Raw genomic sequence first — 15,711 nt, forward strand, 5'->3', positions numbered from 1 at the left:
CGGGCTGCCCGTGGCCGTCGTCCTGGACACCTGAGCGTCGGCTGGTCTCAGTTCTGGTCTCATTCACCTTCGTTCACCGAAGTCCGGGCGCCGAGAGGACCGGAGTTTCGCGGCAGGTCAGGGCGCTGACGAGTCGCCCCGAACCCTCGGGCGGCGACTTGGAAAGCGTGCTGGGTTCGCCCCCTCACGACGAGTTCGAATCCCGTTTCCTCCGCTGGCCTGAACAGGCAAAACGTCGGCTCCGATCATTCTCGTGGTTGGGGCCGACGTCGTTGTGGTTGCAGTTCTGATCGCACTTGGATCAGGGAGTCCTCAGGTCAGGGGCAATTTCGCAGGCGACCTTGTGGGTCACCCTCGGCGCAATTTCGTTGTGGATTGGCCGAATAGGCATGCTTGTTCGCACTTGGCAGGCATTGCCATACTCCGGCCATGGTCTACAGATGCGGTGCGCAGACGAAGAAAAGGATGCCCTGTAAGAACCGAGTGACCGGTCCAGACATACGCTGCCATCATCATCGGGGACGGTCGGGAATAGGCGTGACAGCTCCCGCGAAGCGTTCGGCGAAGAAATCCCCTGCGCCGTATCGAGCGCCTCGCCCGGCCGCTGTCTGGGCGACCGGTGGTGGTGGCCGACCGCCGAGGGCCCCCTCTGCCGCGCAGCAGGAGCGCCGGGAGATGGATGCCTTGGCACGCTTCTGCGCAGATGCGCTGGATGGTGGGGGCACCGCTGCCATCGCAGATCGAGCGGCAATGTACGTCTCGGATGAGACGTGGAGGGCGCTCGTGAAGGAGTACCGCGGGAGGGGTTGTGACGACCTCGCCCAGCTGGCCCGGGACATTCTCAATGGCAAGGAACACCTGCACGATGTGGTCGCGCAGTCCGCAGGTGTTGTGCTCGGCTTCCTGGGACGGTCGCGGATCGAGCGGACCTTCGCTCAGGAACTGGCCCGGACAATCCCCCTGCCTGTCGATGCCCCGCTCTCAGCTGCCGCACGTGGCCTGCAGATCGCGGGTATCTACATATGCCTTGTCGGCAATCAGAACCTTGCCGAATGCGCGTGTTTGCGGGACGTATTCAAAGTCGAGGGCAAGGAGCGCATCGCGCAGCTCATGCAGGCCGCAGTAGGGGACTGGCGAGAACTGCCGACGAGACTGCCGGGCAGTTCGTCAGGCAAGTGACCTGAAATGGCGAACGAGCGTGCGGCGCGCGCCGACGACCGTAGCCGGGAATGGCGAATTGCCTCCCGTACGCCACTGGAAGTCGGCGACTCGTGGCTCCTCGTACGTTGCCACACCTACGGCACTGCGGTGCCGTTGTCGGGGTCGGGGCCTACGAGGCCAGCCGTGTGCGGGGGTTGCGGGTGGAGGTGGTTGGTTTGGCGGCGTGTTCGGGCTGGTTGATCTCGGCCCATACGGCGTCGAGGGAGAGGCCGAGGACGTCGGCGATCGCAGCGATGGTCGGGAAGGCGGGGGTGGCCACGCGGCCCGACTCGATCTTTCGGAGGGTCTCCGGTGAGACGCGTGCGTCGAGCGCAGTCGCGAGCATCGAGCGCCCTCCCCTGGCGCGACGCAGGATGGCGCCGAGGCGCTGTCCGCGCTCGACCTCTTCGGGAGTGAGCGGCAACCTGACCATGACGCCGATTCTAGTACCGGGATAGTATGGCCGGTATAGTTATTGGTTACCCGGGAAGGGCGCCGCATGATCGAGATCCTGAACCCCACCGAACTGCTTCGAGCAAAGGAGACAGGCGCCCTGGTCGCCGACATTTTGCAGACGCTGAAGAGCCGTACCACGGTCGGCACGAACCTCCTGGACATCGATCGGTGGGCGCGGACGATGATCGTCGAGGCCGACGCGCAGTCCTGCTACGTCGACTACGCGCCGTCCTTCGGACGCGGGCCGTTCGGCCACTACATCTGCACGGCCGTGAACGACGCCGTGCTCCATGGGCTGCCGTCCGACCACACGCTCGCCGACGGCGATCTGCTGACCCTCGACCTCGCCGTCGCCAAGGGTGGAGTCGCCGCGGACTCCGCCATCAGCTTCGTCGTGGGCGAATCGAAGCCCCCGGAGAGCGTCGCGATGATCGACGCCACCGAACGCGCGTTGAGCGCGGGGATTGCCGCCGCCGGACCCGGGGCCCGCATCGGTGACATCTCCCATGCCATCGGCTCCGTCCTCACCGAGGCGGGGTACCCGATCAACACCGAGTTCGGAGGTCACGGCATCGGATCGACCATGCACCAGGACCCGCACATCTCGAACACCGGACGGCCCGGCCGCGGGTACAAACTGCGCCCCGGGCTGCTGCTCGCACTGGAGCCGTGGGTCATGGCCGACACCGCCGAACTCGTCACCGATCCCGACGGGTGGACGCTCCGAAGCGCGACAGGCTGCCGGACGGCACACAGCGAGCATACGATCGCCATCACCGACGACGGAGCCGAAATCCTCACCCTGCCGACCCAGCTACGGCCGTAGGGTCCAAGCCAGGCCGGACCGCTTGCCGCCTGCCGCGTCGGCGAAGATCAGGTCGAACGTACCGAGTGTGGGCAGCAGTTGCTCGTTGTCGCGGACGCGGAAGTCGATCCGGAGGTCGATGTGGGCCAGCCAGGGCAACTGGGCGTTCCGGGCGGCGCGTTCGGCGGCGCGTTCGATCGTGGTGACGGCGACCCGGCGTCCGGGCTCAGGGCGGAGGCGATCCAGGCCGCGCCGACGCCGGCGCCGAGTTCCAGGATTCGGCCGCCGGGGTGGGACGGTCACCGCGAGTACGGCAAGCAGGCGGCCGACCTCGGGCTCGCACGAGTACGCGAATCCGCGCGCCCGGGCCGATTCCTCGGCGGCGGCGACCAACGCGGGGCAATGATCCGGGCCGGGATGGAGGTGAGGGTCGGTCTCGGTCGGCTCCTCTGGGCGTCTGGGCGGGGTGGTTCACGCGGCGTCGAATGGGGCTTGTCGTCGGCCGTCGAGAGTAGTTCGGCCGACCCGGTTCGCGGCAAGGGCGTTTCGGGACATTGGGAACCCTGGGCCATGGCCCCCGAACCCACTCACGCTCTCGCGGCCCGTCGCCGCGACGACCGGCCCAACTCGTCGCACAACCCCCACGCCGCCGCCACCTCTGCCGGTGATGGCGAATGGCCGCCGTACGCGACGGCGTTCACCCGGTCCGCCAGTCGCTCCAGTGCCTCCGCCTCACCCATTGCCGCGAGTTCGCGGAGCCGTTCCGCGCCCAGCACCGTCGTCTCACGTACCGTCAGCGCACCCGTCGCGGGGACACCCATTCGCACCAGGTGCGTCGTTGCCACACCCCACGCCGCCGTCAGTTGGCGGGTCGGATCACCTCGGCGCAACCGCCGCCGGCGCCGGCGGCGCAACCACCAGGTCGCCCCGACACCCACCACCGCCAAGCCGCCGCCGAGGGCCAGGTACAACAACCAACCGACCGACGACCCGCCGGAAGTGGACCGACCCGAACGGGAGTTCGCAACCGACGGCGTGTTCGGTCGAGTCTCCTCGGCGATGCGCTGGTCGGCGGCCTGGCGCTGGGCCGTGCTGCCCGCCGGGGCGTTCGCCCCCGGGGCCTGAGGAGTGGACGAGGATCCGCCGGTCGCGCCCGGGATGCCCGGCGTCGGCTGGAACGGTACCCAGCCCACGCCCGCGAACTCCACCTCGGGCCAGGCCAGTGCATCGCCGCCGCGCACCTGCCAAGTCCCGTCCGGTTGCCGGGTTCCGTGCCGGAAGCCGACCACGACCCGCGTGGGCAGGCCCAGGCTGCGGGCCAACACCGCGAAGGCGGTGGCGAATTGTTCGGACGTACCGCGCCGGCTCTCGTTCAGGAAGTATTCCAGGCCGCGGTAGGTATGGCCCGGCGTCGCCGTCGGGTCGTACCGGTGGTTCTCCCGCAGCCACTGGGCCAGCCGCAGTGCCTGCTGGTACGGGAACCCGCTGTGCGCGGTGGCCTGTTCGGCGATCGTGCGCAACCGGTCGTAGGCCGGGATCGGCAGGCCCGCCGGGTCGGCCGAGGGCAGCACGGTGGCCGCCGGGTCGTCGGCGGCGGAGGCGTACTGGGTGTGTTCCGGGTCGTGTACGGGTACACGCGAGCGAACGCGATATGCCGTCCCGGGCGCGGTCGGTACGGTCACCGCCAGCGCGCCGCTGCGTGGGTCGACGGCCGGCGCGATACCGCTCGGCAGGTCGACATCGGCGGGGCGGTCGGCGGCGGGCAGCCATACCCCGGCGAGGCGTTGCATCGTGATGTCCTGAGTCAGCTCGATCCGCCTCGATGGACTCGCGGCGGGGTCCGGAACCCGCCCGCCGGTCCGGGCCAGCCGGTCGGCCGGATGCCAGGTCACCCCGTCGAAACGGTCCAGGACGGCCAACCGCCAGTCGTGGTCGGCCAATACCGCCGCATCCGCCGCCGACCCGGTGGACTCGGCGACGGTGAACATCGGCCGGTCGGGGTCGAGCAGCCAGGCCGAGACCAGGTCGAGCGGATTGGCGCCGCTGACCGGGATCGGCGCCGGCGGACTGATCCGATCATGCGGGTCGTACGGCGCGCGGTCGGCCACCCCGGACACCGGCGGCGCCAGTACAGCCCCCACCAGGACATGCGCGGCGACCAACGGCAGACCGAACACCACGGCACCCCGCGCCCCGCCCGGTGCCGCGCCGCGCACCACCACCAACGCCCCGGCGGCGACCGCGAATCCGACCGTCGGGATCACCGCCGAACCGGGCCCGGCCGCGCCGAGGGGCAGCGCCAGCCCCAGAACGGCCAGCGCGGGCACCGCCGGCAGCAGCACCGTCCGGGTCCGCAGCGCGAGTTCGGCACCGGCGTACGCGGCGATCCACACACAGACGTGGACCAGTACGAGCGGCGTGCCCTCCCCCGAGCCCGATACGGGAAGTACAGTGGTCAGGATCCGATCCGGCGCGTCCACCAGATCACGAGCCATCGCCCGCAGCCCCGCCGCCGTGGGCAACACGCCGCCGATCGCATCGGCCCGATACAACGTCACGCACCCGGTCAGCACCAGCGCGACCGCGCTCACCAGCAACGACCGCCACAGCGGCGCCAATCGCCGCCCACCCGCGCTCATCACGACCACAAGCAACACCGGCGCGCACGCGGCGACCACGACCACCGGGACGGTCGCCCGCACCCCGTACACCGGGTGCCAGGCCATCCCGGCACTCAGCGCCGACAACACCACCGGCACGAGCGCCCAAACCCGGTCACGCGGAGCCGAGTTCGAGGCCGACGCCGAAGCCGTAGCCGTAGCCGAAACCATGGCCGTGGCCGCCCCGCTGGAGGTCACAGCGCCACCCCCGGCCCACCACTCCGCGAATGGGACCGCATCCGGCCCACGGCGCCGGCGACCAACACACGTGGCCTGGCGGCCAGCGCGAACGCAAACGCGAGCCCGAGCCCGAGCCCAACCCCGTTCACCGCGTCACCTCACGATGCCAACCCGCCACCAGCGCCCGCGCGTTCGACACCCGCAGCACCGGAACGCCGCTCGGCGAGACCGTGGCAACAGCAGCAGCAGCGGCGGCAGCAGCCGCAGCGGACCGAGAGCCGGATTCGCGCCCACGCCCGACTCCCCCGCGCGCCAAGTCCCGGTCCACGTCCACGTCCGCAGCCACGTCCACGTCCACAGCCATATCCCGGCCTCCGCCTCCGGCGGAGGCGCGCACCACCAAAACGCGTTCGAACCGAGCCGTGATCCGCGCCGGGGGCAGCGAACCGCCCGGATCGCCGCCGCCCGTGACCACGATCAGCGTCCCATCCGCCCGTTCGCGCTCCAACACGGCGAACGCCGGTGCCAACGAACTGCCGGACGTCGTCTCGACCACCGCCAACAGATCCAACAGCGGCGCCGCCGAGCGCCCACCCCGGGCACCCATCCGGGTACCGGCCTCGGTCGTCACCGACACGGGCAGCCCATGCCCGGCCACCGCCGAGACCACCGACGCCACGGTCTCGACGGCAAGCTCGAATCCGTCCCTGTCCCCCTGCCCGCCCTTGTCCCCGTTTGCCGCCGTCGCCCCGTCCCCCGCATAGGCCAACGCCCGCGTATCGAACACGACATGCGTATGCGGCAAGCTGACATCCACCATCTGCCGCACCATCAGATCACCGGTACGCGCCGTCGACCGCCAGTGCACCCGGCGCAGATCATCGCCCAGCACGTATTCGCGCAGCGCGTGGAACGTCTGCGAACCCCCGTCCGCCGTAGCCGAGGTCGGCCCCTCCAGGTGGTGTGCCCGTCCGGCCGGCAGCAGCGGCAGCGGATGAACACGCGGTCGAACCAGGATCGTGTCCCGACCGGCCAGCGTGCGGGTACGCCGAGCCAGCGCCAGCGGGTCGTTCCGAACGTGCACCAGCGGCCCGACCGTGATCCGCCCACGGCGCTCCGTCGGCACGGCGTACCGCACCTCGCGGGCCACCCCCGGCGGCAGCCCGGCCACCTCCACCACCCGCGACTCGTCCGCGCAGCGGTCGGCCAGCCGGACCCGGCCGATCCGCCGTCGCCCGTGGTTGACCAGCGTGACCACACTCTCGGCGGGCGCCCCGCGCGGCACCCGGTCCGGCACCAACCGCCGCTCGGCCGACAGCCGCACCCGCCCCGGCGCCCAGGCCGGCGCGGTGGCCACCGCGAACAGCCCGGCAGCGCCCAGCAATACGCCCTCGGGGTAGCCGAACCACCACCCCACGACCCCCACCACCACGGAACCCACCAACATCTGCCACCCGCCCGAGGTCAACCGAGGCAACCGAGGCAACCGAGGCAACCGAGGCAACCGAGGCAACCGAGGCCCATGATCGGCGCTCGGGCCCCCTCCGCTCAGCCGCCCCCGCCAACCCCGGCCCGGGACACCACCACCCAACCGCACCGGCCAACGACTGCCCCGGGCACCACCACCCGGTCGCCCGAGCCCGCCCCCGCTCAGGACGCCACCGCCCCCGGTCGCGGTACCTCGACCCGAGCCAGTACCTCCGCGATCAGGTCCGCCGCACTCACGCCCGCGAGTTCCGTGTCGGGCGCGGTCAACAGCCGGTGGGCGAGCACCGGTTGGGCCAGCGCCTTGACGTCCTCCGGCAAGGCGTAGTCACGGCCCTGCGCAGCGGCCCGGACCCGAATCGCCCGCACCAGCGCGACGCTTCCGCGCGGTCCCGCACCCAGCCGCACGCCCGGCAGTTCGCGGGTGGCCGCGACCACCCGTACCGCGTAGTCCAGGACCGGTTCGGCGACCCGGACCCGTTCCCGGGCGATCCGGGCGAACTCCCTTACCTGGGCCGCCGTCACGATGGTCGGCAACTCCTCCGGACCGGGATCCACCCGCCCGTCCACGGTCCCTCCCGCGACCGTCATCTCCGCTCGGTGGTCCGGATAGCCGACGCCGACGCACATCAGGAAGCGGTCCAACTGGGCTTCCGGCAGCGGGTAGGTGCCGGCCATCTCGACCGGATTCTGCGTCGCGAAGACCATGAACGGTTGTGGTACGGCGTGGGTTTGGCCATCGACGGTGATCCGGCCCTCCTCCATCACTTCCAGCAGCGCGGACTGGGTCTTGGGCGAGGCCCGGTTGATCTCGTCGCCGATCACCACGTGTCCGAACACCGGGCCGGGCAGGAACTCGAACTCGCCACTCCCCTGCCGGAATACGGACACCCCGGTGATGTCGGACGGCAGCAGGTCCGGGGTGAACTGGATGCGCTTGCAGTCCGCCGCGAGCGACGCGGCGAGTGCCCGGGCCAGTGTGGTCTTCCCGGTGCCCGGTACGTCGACGACGAGCAGATGGCCCTCGGCGAACAGCGCGGTCAGGGCAAGTTCGACGACATCGCGCTTGCCCCGGAAGACCCGCTCGATGTTGTCCGCCAACGCCCGGAAGCACTCGGCGAACAACTTGATCGAAACGGCCGACTCGGCGGCATCCGGGAACGATTGTTGCGGTGGTGCGGTGGTCATGGTGCGTGTGCTCCTCCGAGCTGACGGCCGGTCACAGCCCGGGCCGGCCAAGGCATTTCATCCCAATACGAGCGGCTACCGAAGATGAGCCCCGCCCGGTCGGTGGGCGGGGCTTCAGGGGCTCGGAGCGCTAAGGAGTCGGGGCGTCCGGGCCGCCGGGCCCGGTCGCCGGATCGACGTGCGGCGGGAGTTCGACCGAGATCGTGGCCGGCTGCGTACTCTTGCCCGCCGAGTTGCACGCCTTGACGCTGATCAGGTACGGCGTGCCGGGGGCCAGTCCGGTGATCTGCATCTCGGTCTTGAGGGTCTGGTGGTCGGTACCCGACCAGTTGACCGTGTAGTCGGTGTAAGTCGTCGAGCTCACCACGACGTTGGCCGGCGGGGTCCAGGTCAGCTTGTAGCTCTTGCCGCCCTCGTTGAGCGTGGCCTTGAGGTTGCGCACCGTCGTCGGCGCCACACACGGCCGCACCCCGACCGACGGAACGGACGTCGCGGTCTGCCCGTCGGCGAAGGTCGCCTGTACCCGGAACGTGTACTCCGAGTCGCAGCTTCCCCCGGTGACCAGGAACCGGTGCGTCGTGTCGTTCGCGCCCAGTTCCAGCGGCTTCGCGGTCTGGTCGTCGGCCACATCCAACAACCGGAACCCGGTCGCCGCCGCACCACCACCCGGTACGAACTTGACCTCGATCGTGCCCGTCCCGGACGTGACCAACGGCCGATTCGGCGGCGTCGCGGGCAACGGCTCGGGCGGCTTGCTCGGCGTGGTCGGCGGTGTGCTCGGCGTCGACGGCGGAGCCGAAGGAGTCGTCGGCAACTCGGACGCCGGCGCCGAACTCGTCGGCGGCACCGGCACCGGAGCCGTCGGCCCGGCGCTCCTGGTCGGCCCGACCGGAGGCACGACGGGCGGAACCACCGGTGGAACCACCGGCGGCACCGGAACCTCGCTCGGCCCCGCGCCGGTCACCGGCCGCCCCGCCGGCTCCGGCTGGCGTCCCTCCGGCCGCGGCGGATTCGGCACCGACACCGGCACCTCCGGCTTGGGCACATCCGCCTTCGGCGGCTGCCCCGCCGGCGGCTGGTTTGTTCCCGGCGACTGCCCGGCCGGCCCGTTCCCGGCGCCCGACGGCGCGTCCGGCGCGTACTTCCCGACCGGATGCACCACCCCTCCACCATCCACCACCGCGGCTGCGGCGTTGTTCTGGTCGTTGACCCACAACTGCCCGTCGCGAACGAACGCGTCCAGCGGTCCCGGTACGCCGGTGACCTTGATCTGCGGGTCGAACTGGGCCCGGGCGGTGTCGTATACGACCAGGTGGCCATTGCTGCGGTTGGGGATGTACACCTTCGCGCCCAGGATCTGCGGCGGCGCGTACGCGGCCCGGTCCAGCCCCAGCGGTACGGCCGAGACCGAACCCCGGTCCAGGTCGACGAGCGTCAGCGTCCCGGAGTCGCCCGCCAACACCGGTACCACATTGCCCGGCGTCGTCTCGGGCGCGAGTACGGCCGCCGGGTCCGCCTGGCCCATCGCGTCGGGCAGCCGGACCGTCAACTCGGGCCCGCCCGCGGCCAACACCATCACGGTCCGGGCGCGGGCGTTCGTCACCACCGGCCGATCCGCCGCCAGGGTCAGCCGCAGCGGATCCCCCGGCGCACCGACCCCGACCGGCACACCCGGTCCCTCGTCACGAATCGGCAATACCTGGCCACGCTCGGGCAGCGGCACCCACAACGTGCCCCGCGAATCGGCCTGCGCCCGACCCAGCGGCTTCGTACCGAGCGCCAACGCCGCGCCGCGCGGCGACAGATCACCCGGATTGATCGCCTGTACCGTGCCGTTGGCCTCGTCCACCAGCCAGCTGCGTCCGCCGCCCGCGACCAGGCGCAGCCCGGGCAGGCCGTAGTCGTAGCGGTTGGGCACGGTCAGCTGGGCCGGGTCGATCCGCGAGACGGTGCCGGTCTGCTGGTCGACGACCACGACCGTGCCGTCCTGCTGGACCACCTGGAGCTGATGCCCGGCCGATTCCGGCAGCACCACCTTGCCGTCCGGCTTGCCGGTCGCGCCGTTGACGTGCACAACGCTCCCGTTGTCCTTGCTCGGCAACCACGCACCCATGTCGGAGAGGTCGGGCAGCGCCCCCGCGGCGCCGACGCCCACTACGACGGATGTGGCCACCAACGCGGTCAACCCGGCGATCGCGACGGCGACCGTGGTGCGATCGCGGCGCGGTCTCAGCCGGGCATACCAGTGCCGGATGTGCCGGCGTCGCCCGCGCGGCGCGTCCCGGTCCCCGTCCGGATCCGGTCTCGCGCCGGCCAATCGATGCGGTTGCAGCCCGGGGCCCGCGGTGACGGTCGAGCCGTCCGCATCGCCCTTCGGGTTCGCCGCGTGCTTCGCCACCTTTTCGAATCTGCCCCGTATTGCCATTCCCGTTCGCCCCCATGCCCCGTGCCGGCGTGCGCGCGTCGGAGCTTATGCACGTCAGAGCATCTTCCGAATGGTTGGCAGGGAGGATTGGTCGACCCGTCGCCGATCGTTCACCCAATGGTCACGGTGATCGACAATCCATCGACAATCCGGTACACCGGGGCGGACGCGGCGGACGCGGCGGCCGACAGCAAGACCGACGCCGAGGCCGACGCGGAGGCCCACGCGGAGGCCGACACCGAGGCCGACACCGAGCCCACGCAAAGTCCGGTCGAACCGGCGTTCACTCCCGGGCCTGGCCTCGGCCCTGCCCGAAGGGCTCGGTTCGCCCCGCCGAATCGTCCGAAGGTTGTAGCCGAGACGCGACCTGATGCTCATCGCATCCCGCCGCGTCGTGGAGCACGATGGCAGCAGGGACGAACCGATGAACCGATGAACCAACGCCGGAGGGGGCCGACAGATGCGCATACGCAAATCCAAGCTGATCGTGGGCACGATGGGCCTCGCCGTGCTGGTGTTCGGCGCCGTACTCACCGCGCCCTCGGCGATGGACCTGGTCTCGGGTCGCCATGCCCGCGAATCGCAATACGACAACGGCAGCACCGCGAAGCGGGACCGTACCTCGATGCCGCGCTGGCTGCCGGACGGCGCGAAGCACGTGCGCTACAAGATGAAGTCCGGCGGCGAACGGCTGCTGCGGGCCGAACTCCCGGGCGGGCAGCTGCCGATCGAGTGCACGCGCGCCGACCGGCTGCCCATCCCACGACTGTCCGCGACCTGGTTCCCGAACCGGGTGGCGGGCCGCGAACCGCTGCGCTGCGGCAGCTATTGGGGCTACACCGAGGACGGCACCCTGTACGCCTGGCGCCTGGGCACCGACCACGCCACCGCCCCTCGCCCAAGGCTCGACCCCATCACCCGGCCGAGGTAGGCCCGAGGTGGTGGGCCGGCGGGGCTACGCGCTACGGCGGACAAGTACGTATCCCCGACGGGTCTCCGATTCGTCGCGGTCAAGATGGATGATCGAGTAGCACGCGACCGCCGCGCCGAACTCGCGGTCCGCAGCGGGCAGATGCATGAGGTCGCCTCGCGGAACTCGGCCCCCGGGTACTCCCGTTGGGCGATCGCGATCATCGCCGGCGAGAGGTCGATCCCCACCGCCCGGACACCGCGCTCCGCGAGCCATCCGGTGACATGCCCGGGACCATAGCCAAGATCCACAATCGGCGCCCCGTCCGCACCCGCCGCTTCGACGAGCGTCGCCAAGAGGGCCCGATCCAGCGGCTGGTAGGCGAGTTCGTCGTCGCCGATCCGATCCGATACTCGGTCGCCACCACCTCACAGCTCCCGCGGGCGTGATCCTTCGCATTCGACATGGCAATCAACATTCCACGACGCCACACGGTCACGCGCAGGCCGGCACACCGACAACCGCCTCGGGCTCGGGCTCAGGCAGACACTCCGCCTCGGCCCGGTCCTCTGCCGGCCGGCGTCGGGTAGTCCGTGTAACCCATCTCCCCACCCACTGCACCGGGAGGCACTCGTCGCGCACATCGTGTCCGGGCCGACCCCGCCGCTCCTGGCCCGGTATTCCACATCCGGATGGCACGTACTGGCGTTCGCCCACGCGCCGATCTACAGCCCGGCTCCGCAGCCCGACTCCGCCGGCCTGACCCCGGTGGCCGCCGAACCGAGGTGGATCGCGCGTACCTGGACCGAGGCGGGCGTATCGCCCTGGCGCAGCGATGGCGAGGCGACGAACGGCACGTCGGCGGGCCCCGTTCGGCGGCAACATGCTGCCGCATCCCCATCTGTCCGCGAACCCGCACGTACACCGGACCACGCTGGCAAGCCGTGCCGAGCCCCGGGTGTACTGAACCGGGGCAACGTGGTGACCGGCCCGGCCTGGACCCAATTCGCCCTGCTGTACCCCTCGTTGCAGCGGGCCGAACACGACCCCGACAAGGCCCACGCGTGGCTGACCCGGTTCACCACTTGGCACCACGCGCCACTCGAGCGGGCACGGAGGCCGGCCGGCCCACCGCTCGGAGTTCCATGGGACCACCCCCGCACGCGCGGGGAACACCACCGATCAAGTGATCGTTGATCCACGTAATCGTGGTCCCCGCGCACGCGGGGGTGGTCCCCCGTACCGGATCTGGTCCGGAGACATCTCTGTGTGGCCCCCGCGCACGCGGGGGTGGTCCCGGCACGGAGTGCGACGCGTCATCGGTGCCATGACCAGGCGATTCGGTAGCTCCAGGGGGCCGAGGCGGGTGGGCCGAAATAGGTGGGACGATTCTGGTGCTTCGTCATGTCTGTACCGTAGAAGTTGCATCGGTGTCAGGTTCAAGCTCGAAGCGGGGACGGGGATTTTCCATGCGGATCGGCCCGGCGGGCAGTCCGGTCGCCGAGTGGCGGCGGGCGGGTAGAACTTCGGGGGCCGCAGGGGTATCGGGTTGAGCGCGTCCCCGGGTCGCATCGAACCGGCCGGCGCCGCCGCAACAACGGTGTTGAGCCGACACGCGGCGTTGTTGGCGACCTTGCTGCCGATGGATCGGTCAGCCGAGTTGACGGTGCGTCAGGGCCAGTTCCACGACGTGGTGGTCGGTGCGACGCGGGTGGTGTGCTTTGCTCGGACCGGCGCGGCGGAACGGCGGTTGCCTCGGCGGGCGGAGTTGGTTCGGCTGCTTGGTGGGCTCTCACTCGGGGTACGCACTCCGCAACTCCTCGGCGTGGGCCGGGATCCCGGCTACCTGCTGCTCGACCGGCTGCCCGGCGCGCCGCTCGCCGACGACGCGCCGGTGCCGTCGACCGCGGCGGCGCAGTACGCCGGGTTGCTGACCGGGTTGGCCGCCGCGGCTACGGAACCGGCGGTACGGGCGGTGCTCGGCCGCGCCGATGGCGGTGCCTGGACGGTGTTCGCCGACGACGTACGGGAGTTGTTGTATCCGCTCATGTCGCCCGCCGGGCGACGCCGTGCCGAGCCCGAACTGGCCGCCGTACAGGCCCTGTCGCCGGTGGTGTCGGCCGTGGTGCACGGCGATCTCGGCGGTGGCAACGTGTTGTGGACGACGGTCGACGGAGCGGTTCGGCTGAGCGGCGTGCTCGACTGGGACGAGGTCTCGCTCGGCGATCCGGCCGAGGACCTGGCCGCGATCGAGGCCACCCACGGCGCTGCGCTCCTGGCCGACGTACTGGCCCGGATCGGCGCGCACGACGCCGCCACTCGCGCTCGAATCGCCGCGATCCGGGGCACGTTCGCCTTGCAGCAGGCGCTGGCCGCGCTCCGGGACGGCGACGACGAGGAGTTGGCGGACGGCCTGCGCAACTACCGCTGACCGACGGCCGATCGACCACGACCACCGGCAGGCCGCGCGCACCCGCCACAGCCGGCGGACGGCGCTGTCCGGACGACCGGGCGGACGGCGCGCACCCGCCCCACCGGCGGAACGCGCGTACCTCGCCCGCATCCACCCGCGCCCGCGCGTATTCGTGCGCGCCCGCTCACGCCCGCACGCGTCCACCCCGGCGCGAAACCACGCGATCGTGGGGAGTGGAAGCACGGATTCCCGTTCGGGTGTGCGCACGCCGGAGCGGTGCTTCCGTACCCGGCTGTCGCAGATCGGCCCGGGTCTGTTGGGTTGAGCCGGGCGCCGGCGAGCGTCCGCATCATGCGTCACCCCCCACTCGCTCCGGCGGCGGCAGGGGCGGCGATCCGGGGGCGACACAGGGGGTTCGCAAGCCGTGACCGAGACACCGCAGGTTTCCTCGACGACCCAGCCGACCCACACGACCCAGCCGACCCACACGACGCATAAACGTCGGCCGACCCAACGGACGCGCACGAGCAACACGACCAGCACGAGCAACACGAGCAGCACGACCAGCAGCAGCACGAGCAGCACGACCAGCACGCCCACCCCGTACGAGTTGTCCGACCGGCCGAACGTGGACGTACCGACGGTGCTGGCCGCCGAGTTCGCCCGCCGCTGGCCGCAACACGCGGACAACATGGCCGAGGTACACCGCTACGCCCTGCTGCCGACCGGCAAACTGCTGCGACCCGCGCTGGTGATGTACGCGGCGCTCGCGGTCGGCGGCGAGGTCGAGCACGCGTTGCCGGCCGCGGTCGGCATGGAGTGCGTACATACCGGCAGCCTGATCCACGACGACATCATCGACGCCGACGAGGAGCGACGCGGACGGCCTGCGGTACATGTCGCGTACGGCCCGGAACGGGCCATCATCGCAGGCAGCAGCCTCTACTTCGCCTGGTTCGGCGCGCTGGCCGAGTGCGCCAGGTACGGCGTACCCGGCGAGCGGATCGCGCGGGCGATGGCGGCGCAGGCCGAGGGCGGCGCGGCGATGTGCCAGGGCGTGTTCGACGAGTTGGGCTTCGCCGGGGACCTGGACTGCCCGGTGGGCGACTATCTCACGATGGCCGGCCACAAGACCGGTGCGCTGCTGGCCACTTCGTGCCGGGTGGGGGCGATCCTGGGCGGCGGGGACGATGCGGCGGTCGAGGCGCTGGGCGCATTCGGGCGGCATGTCGGGCTGGCCTTCCAGATCCGGGACGACCTGCTGCCCTACGACGACGCCACGGCCGCGACGATGGGCAAGCCCGCCGACAGCGACGTGTGCAACCACCGACCGACGTTGCCCGTACTGCTCGCCCACGAGCGCGGCACCCTCGACCAACGTGCGGCGATCCGGCACGCCCTGCTGCACGAGGGCAATCCGGAGCTCGCGCTGAGCCGGATGCGGGTGCTGGTGGAGACCACGGGCGCGCTGGCCGACGCCCGGGCGCTGGCCGACCGCTACGAGCAGAGCGCCCGGGACGCGATCGCGTGGCTGCCGGTCAACCCGTACACGGAGGTCCTGGCCGGCTGGGCTCGGCCCGCCGGCGACCGAGCGCTTGCGGGCGGACGGAAACCGGGGTCGGGGACGGCATCGCCCCGGTAGGTTGTACGGCGCGTGCCGGGGTACGGACCGGCCCGAATGCGCATATCGCGCCGAACACGGCCCGAATCACCGCGAGGGGTACGGGCTCGAAAGGTTGACCGACGTGACGGACGCGCCCGAGCCGCCCGCGCCCCACCCCGACCGGCTCACCGACCGCGAGGTCCAGGTCCTGCGCCTGATCGCCGACGGGTTGCACAACGCGGAAATCGCCATCGCCCTGCGCATCGGCGAGGCCACGGTCAAAACCCACATCAACAACACCTTCGCCAAGATCAACGCCCGCAACAGAGCAGACGCAGTCCGCTACGCCTACCAACGGGGCCTGGCGGAACCACTGGGGTAGACCC

At 71.1% G+C, this 15,711-nt stretch carries 14 protein-coding genes; 7 read left to right on the plus strand and 7 right to left on the minus strand.

Going from position 1 to position 15,711, the window contains the following annotated elements:
• The first annotated feature begins 675 nt into the window (after positions 1-675).
• A complete protein-coding gene (locus ABIA38_RS32805; RefSeq protein WP_424642539.1) occupies positions 676-1,179 on the plus strand; it encodes a hypothetical protein in 504 nt (167 codons plus the stop codon).
• A 151-nt stretch (positions 1,180-1,330) separates the two neighbouring features.
• Here ABIA38_RS32805 and ABIA38_RS32810 read toward each other — a convergent pair whose 3' ends face one another.
• A complete protein-coding gene (locus ABIA38_RS32810) occupies positions 1,331-1,633 on the minus strand; it encodes a helix-turn-helix domain-containing protein (RefSeq protein ID WP_424642540.1) in 303 nt (100 codons plus the stop codon).
• A 66-nt stretch (positions 1,634-1,699) separates the two neighbouring features.
• Here ABIA38_RS32810 and map point away from each other — a divergent pair, with 66 nt between their 5' ends.
• On the plus strand, positions 1,700-2,482 hold the full coding sequence (gene map, locus ABIA38_RS32815) for a type I methionyl aminopeptidase (protein WP_424642541.1): 783 nt from the start codon (positions 1,700-1,702) through the stop codon (positions 2,480-2,482).
• Here map and ABIA38_RS32820 read toward each other — a convergent pair.
• The 5 genes from ABIA38_RS32820 to ABIA38_RS32840 all read right to left on the minus strand — a co-directional run bounded on the left by ABIA38_RS32820 (position 2,471) and on the right by ABIA38_RS32840 (position 10,372).
• Positions 2,471-2,854: a hypothetical protein gene (locus ABIA38_RS32820; RefSeq protein ID WP_424642542.1), complete on the minus strand. Its 384-nt coding sequence runs from the start codon at positions 2,852-2,854 to the stop codon at positions 2,471-2,473. The two genes, map and ABIA38_RS32820, sit on opposite strands and share 12 nt — an antisense overlap.
• Positions 2,855-3,048: 194 nt before the next feature.
• Positions 3,049-5,187, minus strand: coding sequence for a transglutaminaseTgpA domain-containing protein (locus ABIA38_RS32825; RefSeq protein WP_424642543.1), 2,139 nt, complete (start codon positions 5,185-5,187; stop codon positions 3,049-3,051).
• Positions 5,188-5,446: 259 nt separating this feature from the next.
• Positions 5,447-6,748, minus strand: a complete 1,302-nt coding sequence (locus ABIA38_RS32830) for a DUF58 domain-containing protein (RefSeq protein ID WP_424642544.1) — start codon at positions 6,746-6,748, stop codon at positions 5,447-5,449.
• Positions 6,749-6,951: 203 nt separating this feature from the next.
• A complete protein-coding gene (locus ABIA38_RS32835; RefSeq protein WP_424642545.1) occupies positions 6,952-7,974 on the minus strand; it encodes an AAA family ATPase in 1,023 nt (340 codons plus the stop codon).
• A gap of 130 nt (positions 7,975-8,104) precedes the next feature.
• A complete protein-coding gene (locus ABIA38_RS32840) occupies positions 8,105-10,372 on the minus strand; it encodes a fibronectin type III domain-containing protein (protein WP_424642546.1) in 2,268 nt (755 codons plus the stop codon).
• 487 nt (positions 10,373-10,859) lie between these two features.
• Between ABIA38_RS32840 and ABIA38_RS32845 the strand changes: the two genes are divergently transcribed.
• Positions 10,860-11,330, plus strand: a complete 471-nt coding sequence (locus ABIA38_RS32845; protein ID WP_424642547.1) for a hypothetical protein — start codon at positions 10,860-10,862, stop codon at positions 11,328-11,330.
• Here ABIA38_RS32845 and ABIA38_RS32850 read toward each other — a convergent pair.
• Positions 11,234-11,620, minus strand: a complete 387-nt coding sequence (locus tag ABIA38_RS32850; RefSeq protein ID WP_424642606.1) for a class I SAM-dependent methyltransferase — start codon at positions 11,618-11,620, stop codon at positions 11,234-11,236. The genes ABIA38_RS32845 and ABIA38_RS32850 overlap by 97 nt on opposite strands.
• Between ABIA38_RS32850 and ABIA38_RS32855 the strand changes: the two genes are divergently transcribed.
• The 4 genes from ABIA38_RS32855 (at position 11,594) to ABIA38_RS32870 (ending at position 15,707) form a co-directional block, all read left to right on the plus strand.
• Positions 11,594-11,758, plus strand: coding sequence for a hypothetical protein (locus tag ABIA38_RS32855; protein ID WP_424642609.1), 165 nt, complete (start codon positions 11,594-11,596; stop codon positions 11,756-11,758). The genes ABIA38_RS32850 and ABIA38_RS32855 overlap by 27 nt on opposite strands.
• Before the next feature lie 1,193 nt (positions 11,759-12,951).
• Positions 12,952-13,740 carry a phosphotransferase family protein gene (locus tag ABIA38_RS32860; protein WP_424642548.1) on the plus strand — a complete coding sequence of 263 codons (789 nt, stop codon included), beginning with the start codon at positions 12,952-12,954 and terminating at the stop codon, positions 13,738-13,740.
• 406 nt (positions 13,741-14,146) lie between these two features.
• Entirely contained in the window at positions 14,147-15,364 is a 1,218-nt protein-coding gene (locus ABIA38_RS32865; protein ID WP_424642549.1) for a polyprenyl synthetase family protein, read from the plus strand.
• Between the two features lie 103 nt (positions 15,365-15,467).
• On the plus strand, positions 15,468-15,707 hold the full coding sequence (locus ABIA38_RS32870) for a helix-turn-helix domain-containing protein (RefSeq protein WP_424642550.1): 240 nt from the start codon (positions 15,468-15,470) through the stop codon (positions 15,705-15,707).
• The last annotated feature ends 4 nt before the right edge of the window (positions 15,708-15,711 follow it).

Origin of the sequence: Embleya sp. AB8 (assembly GCF_049739465.1) — a bacterium.
Classification (GTDB): Bacteria; Actinomycetota; Actinomycetes; order Streptomycetales; family Streptomycetaceae; genus Embleya.

Excerpts from the sequence above, each read along its gene's own strand:
- ABIA38_RS32805 (WP_424642539.1), top strand. The coding sequence starts at position 676 with ATGGATGCCTTGGCACGCTTCTGCGCAGATGCGCTGGATGGTGGGGGC.
- ABIA38_RS32810 (WP_424642540.1), bottom strand. The coding sequence starts at position 1,633 with ATGGTCAGGTTGCCGCTCACTCCCGAAGAGGTCGAGCGCGGACAGCGC.
- map (WP_424642541.1), top strand. The coding sequence starts at position 1,700 with ATGATCGAGATCCTGAACCCCACCGAACTGCTTCGAGCAAAGGAGACA.
- ABIA38_RS32825 (WP_424642543.1), bottom strand. The coding sequence starts at position 5,187 with ATGGCCTGGCACCCGGTGTACGGGGTGCGGGCGACCGTCCCGGTGGTC.
- ABIA38_RS32830 (WP_424642544.1), bottom strand. The coding sequence starts at position 6,748 with ATGTTGGTGGGTTCCGTGGTGGTGGGGGTCGTGGGGTGGTGGTTCGGC.
- ABIA38_RS32835 (WP_424642545.1), bottom strand. The coding sequence starts at position 7,974 with ATGACCACCGCACCACCGCAACAATCGTTCCCGGATGCCGCCGAGTCG.
- ABIA38_RS32845 (WP_424642547.1), top strand. The coding sequence starts at position 10,860 with ATGCGCATACGCAAATCCAAGCTGATCGTGGGCACGATGGGCCTCGCC.
- ABIA38_RS32855 (WP_424642609.1), top strand. The coding sequence starts at position 11,594 with ATGCCCGGGACCATAGCCAAGATCCACAATCGGCGCCCCGTCCGCACC.
- ABIA38_RS32860 (WP_424642548.1), top strand. The coding sequence starts at position 12,952 with ATGGATCGGTCAGCCGAGTTGACGGTGCGTCAGGGCCAGTTCCACGAC.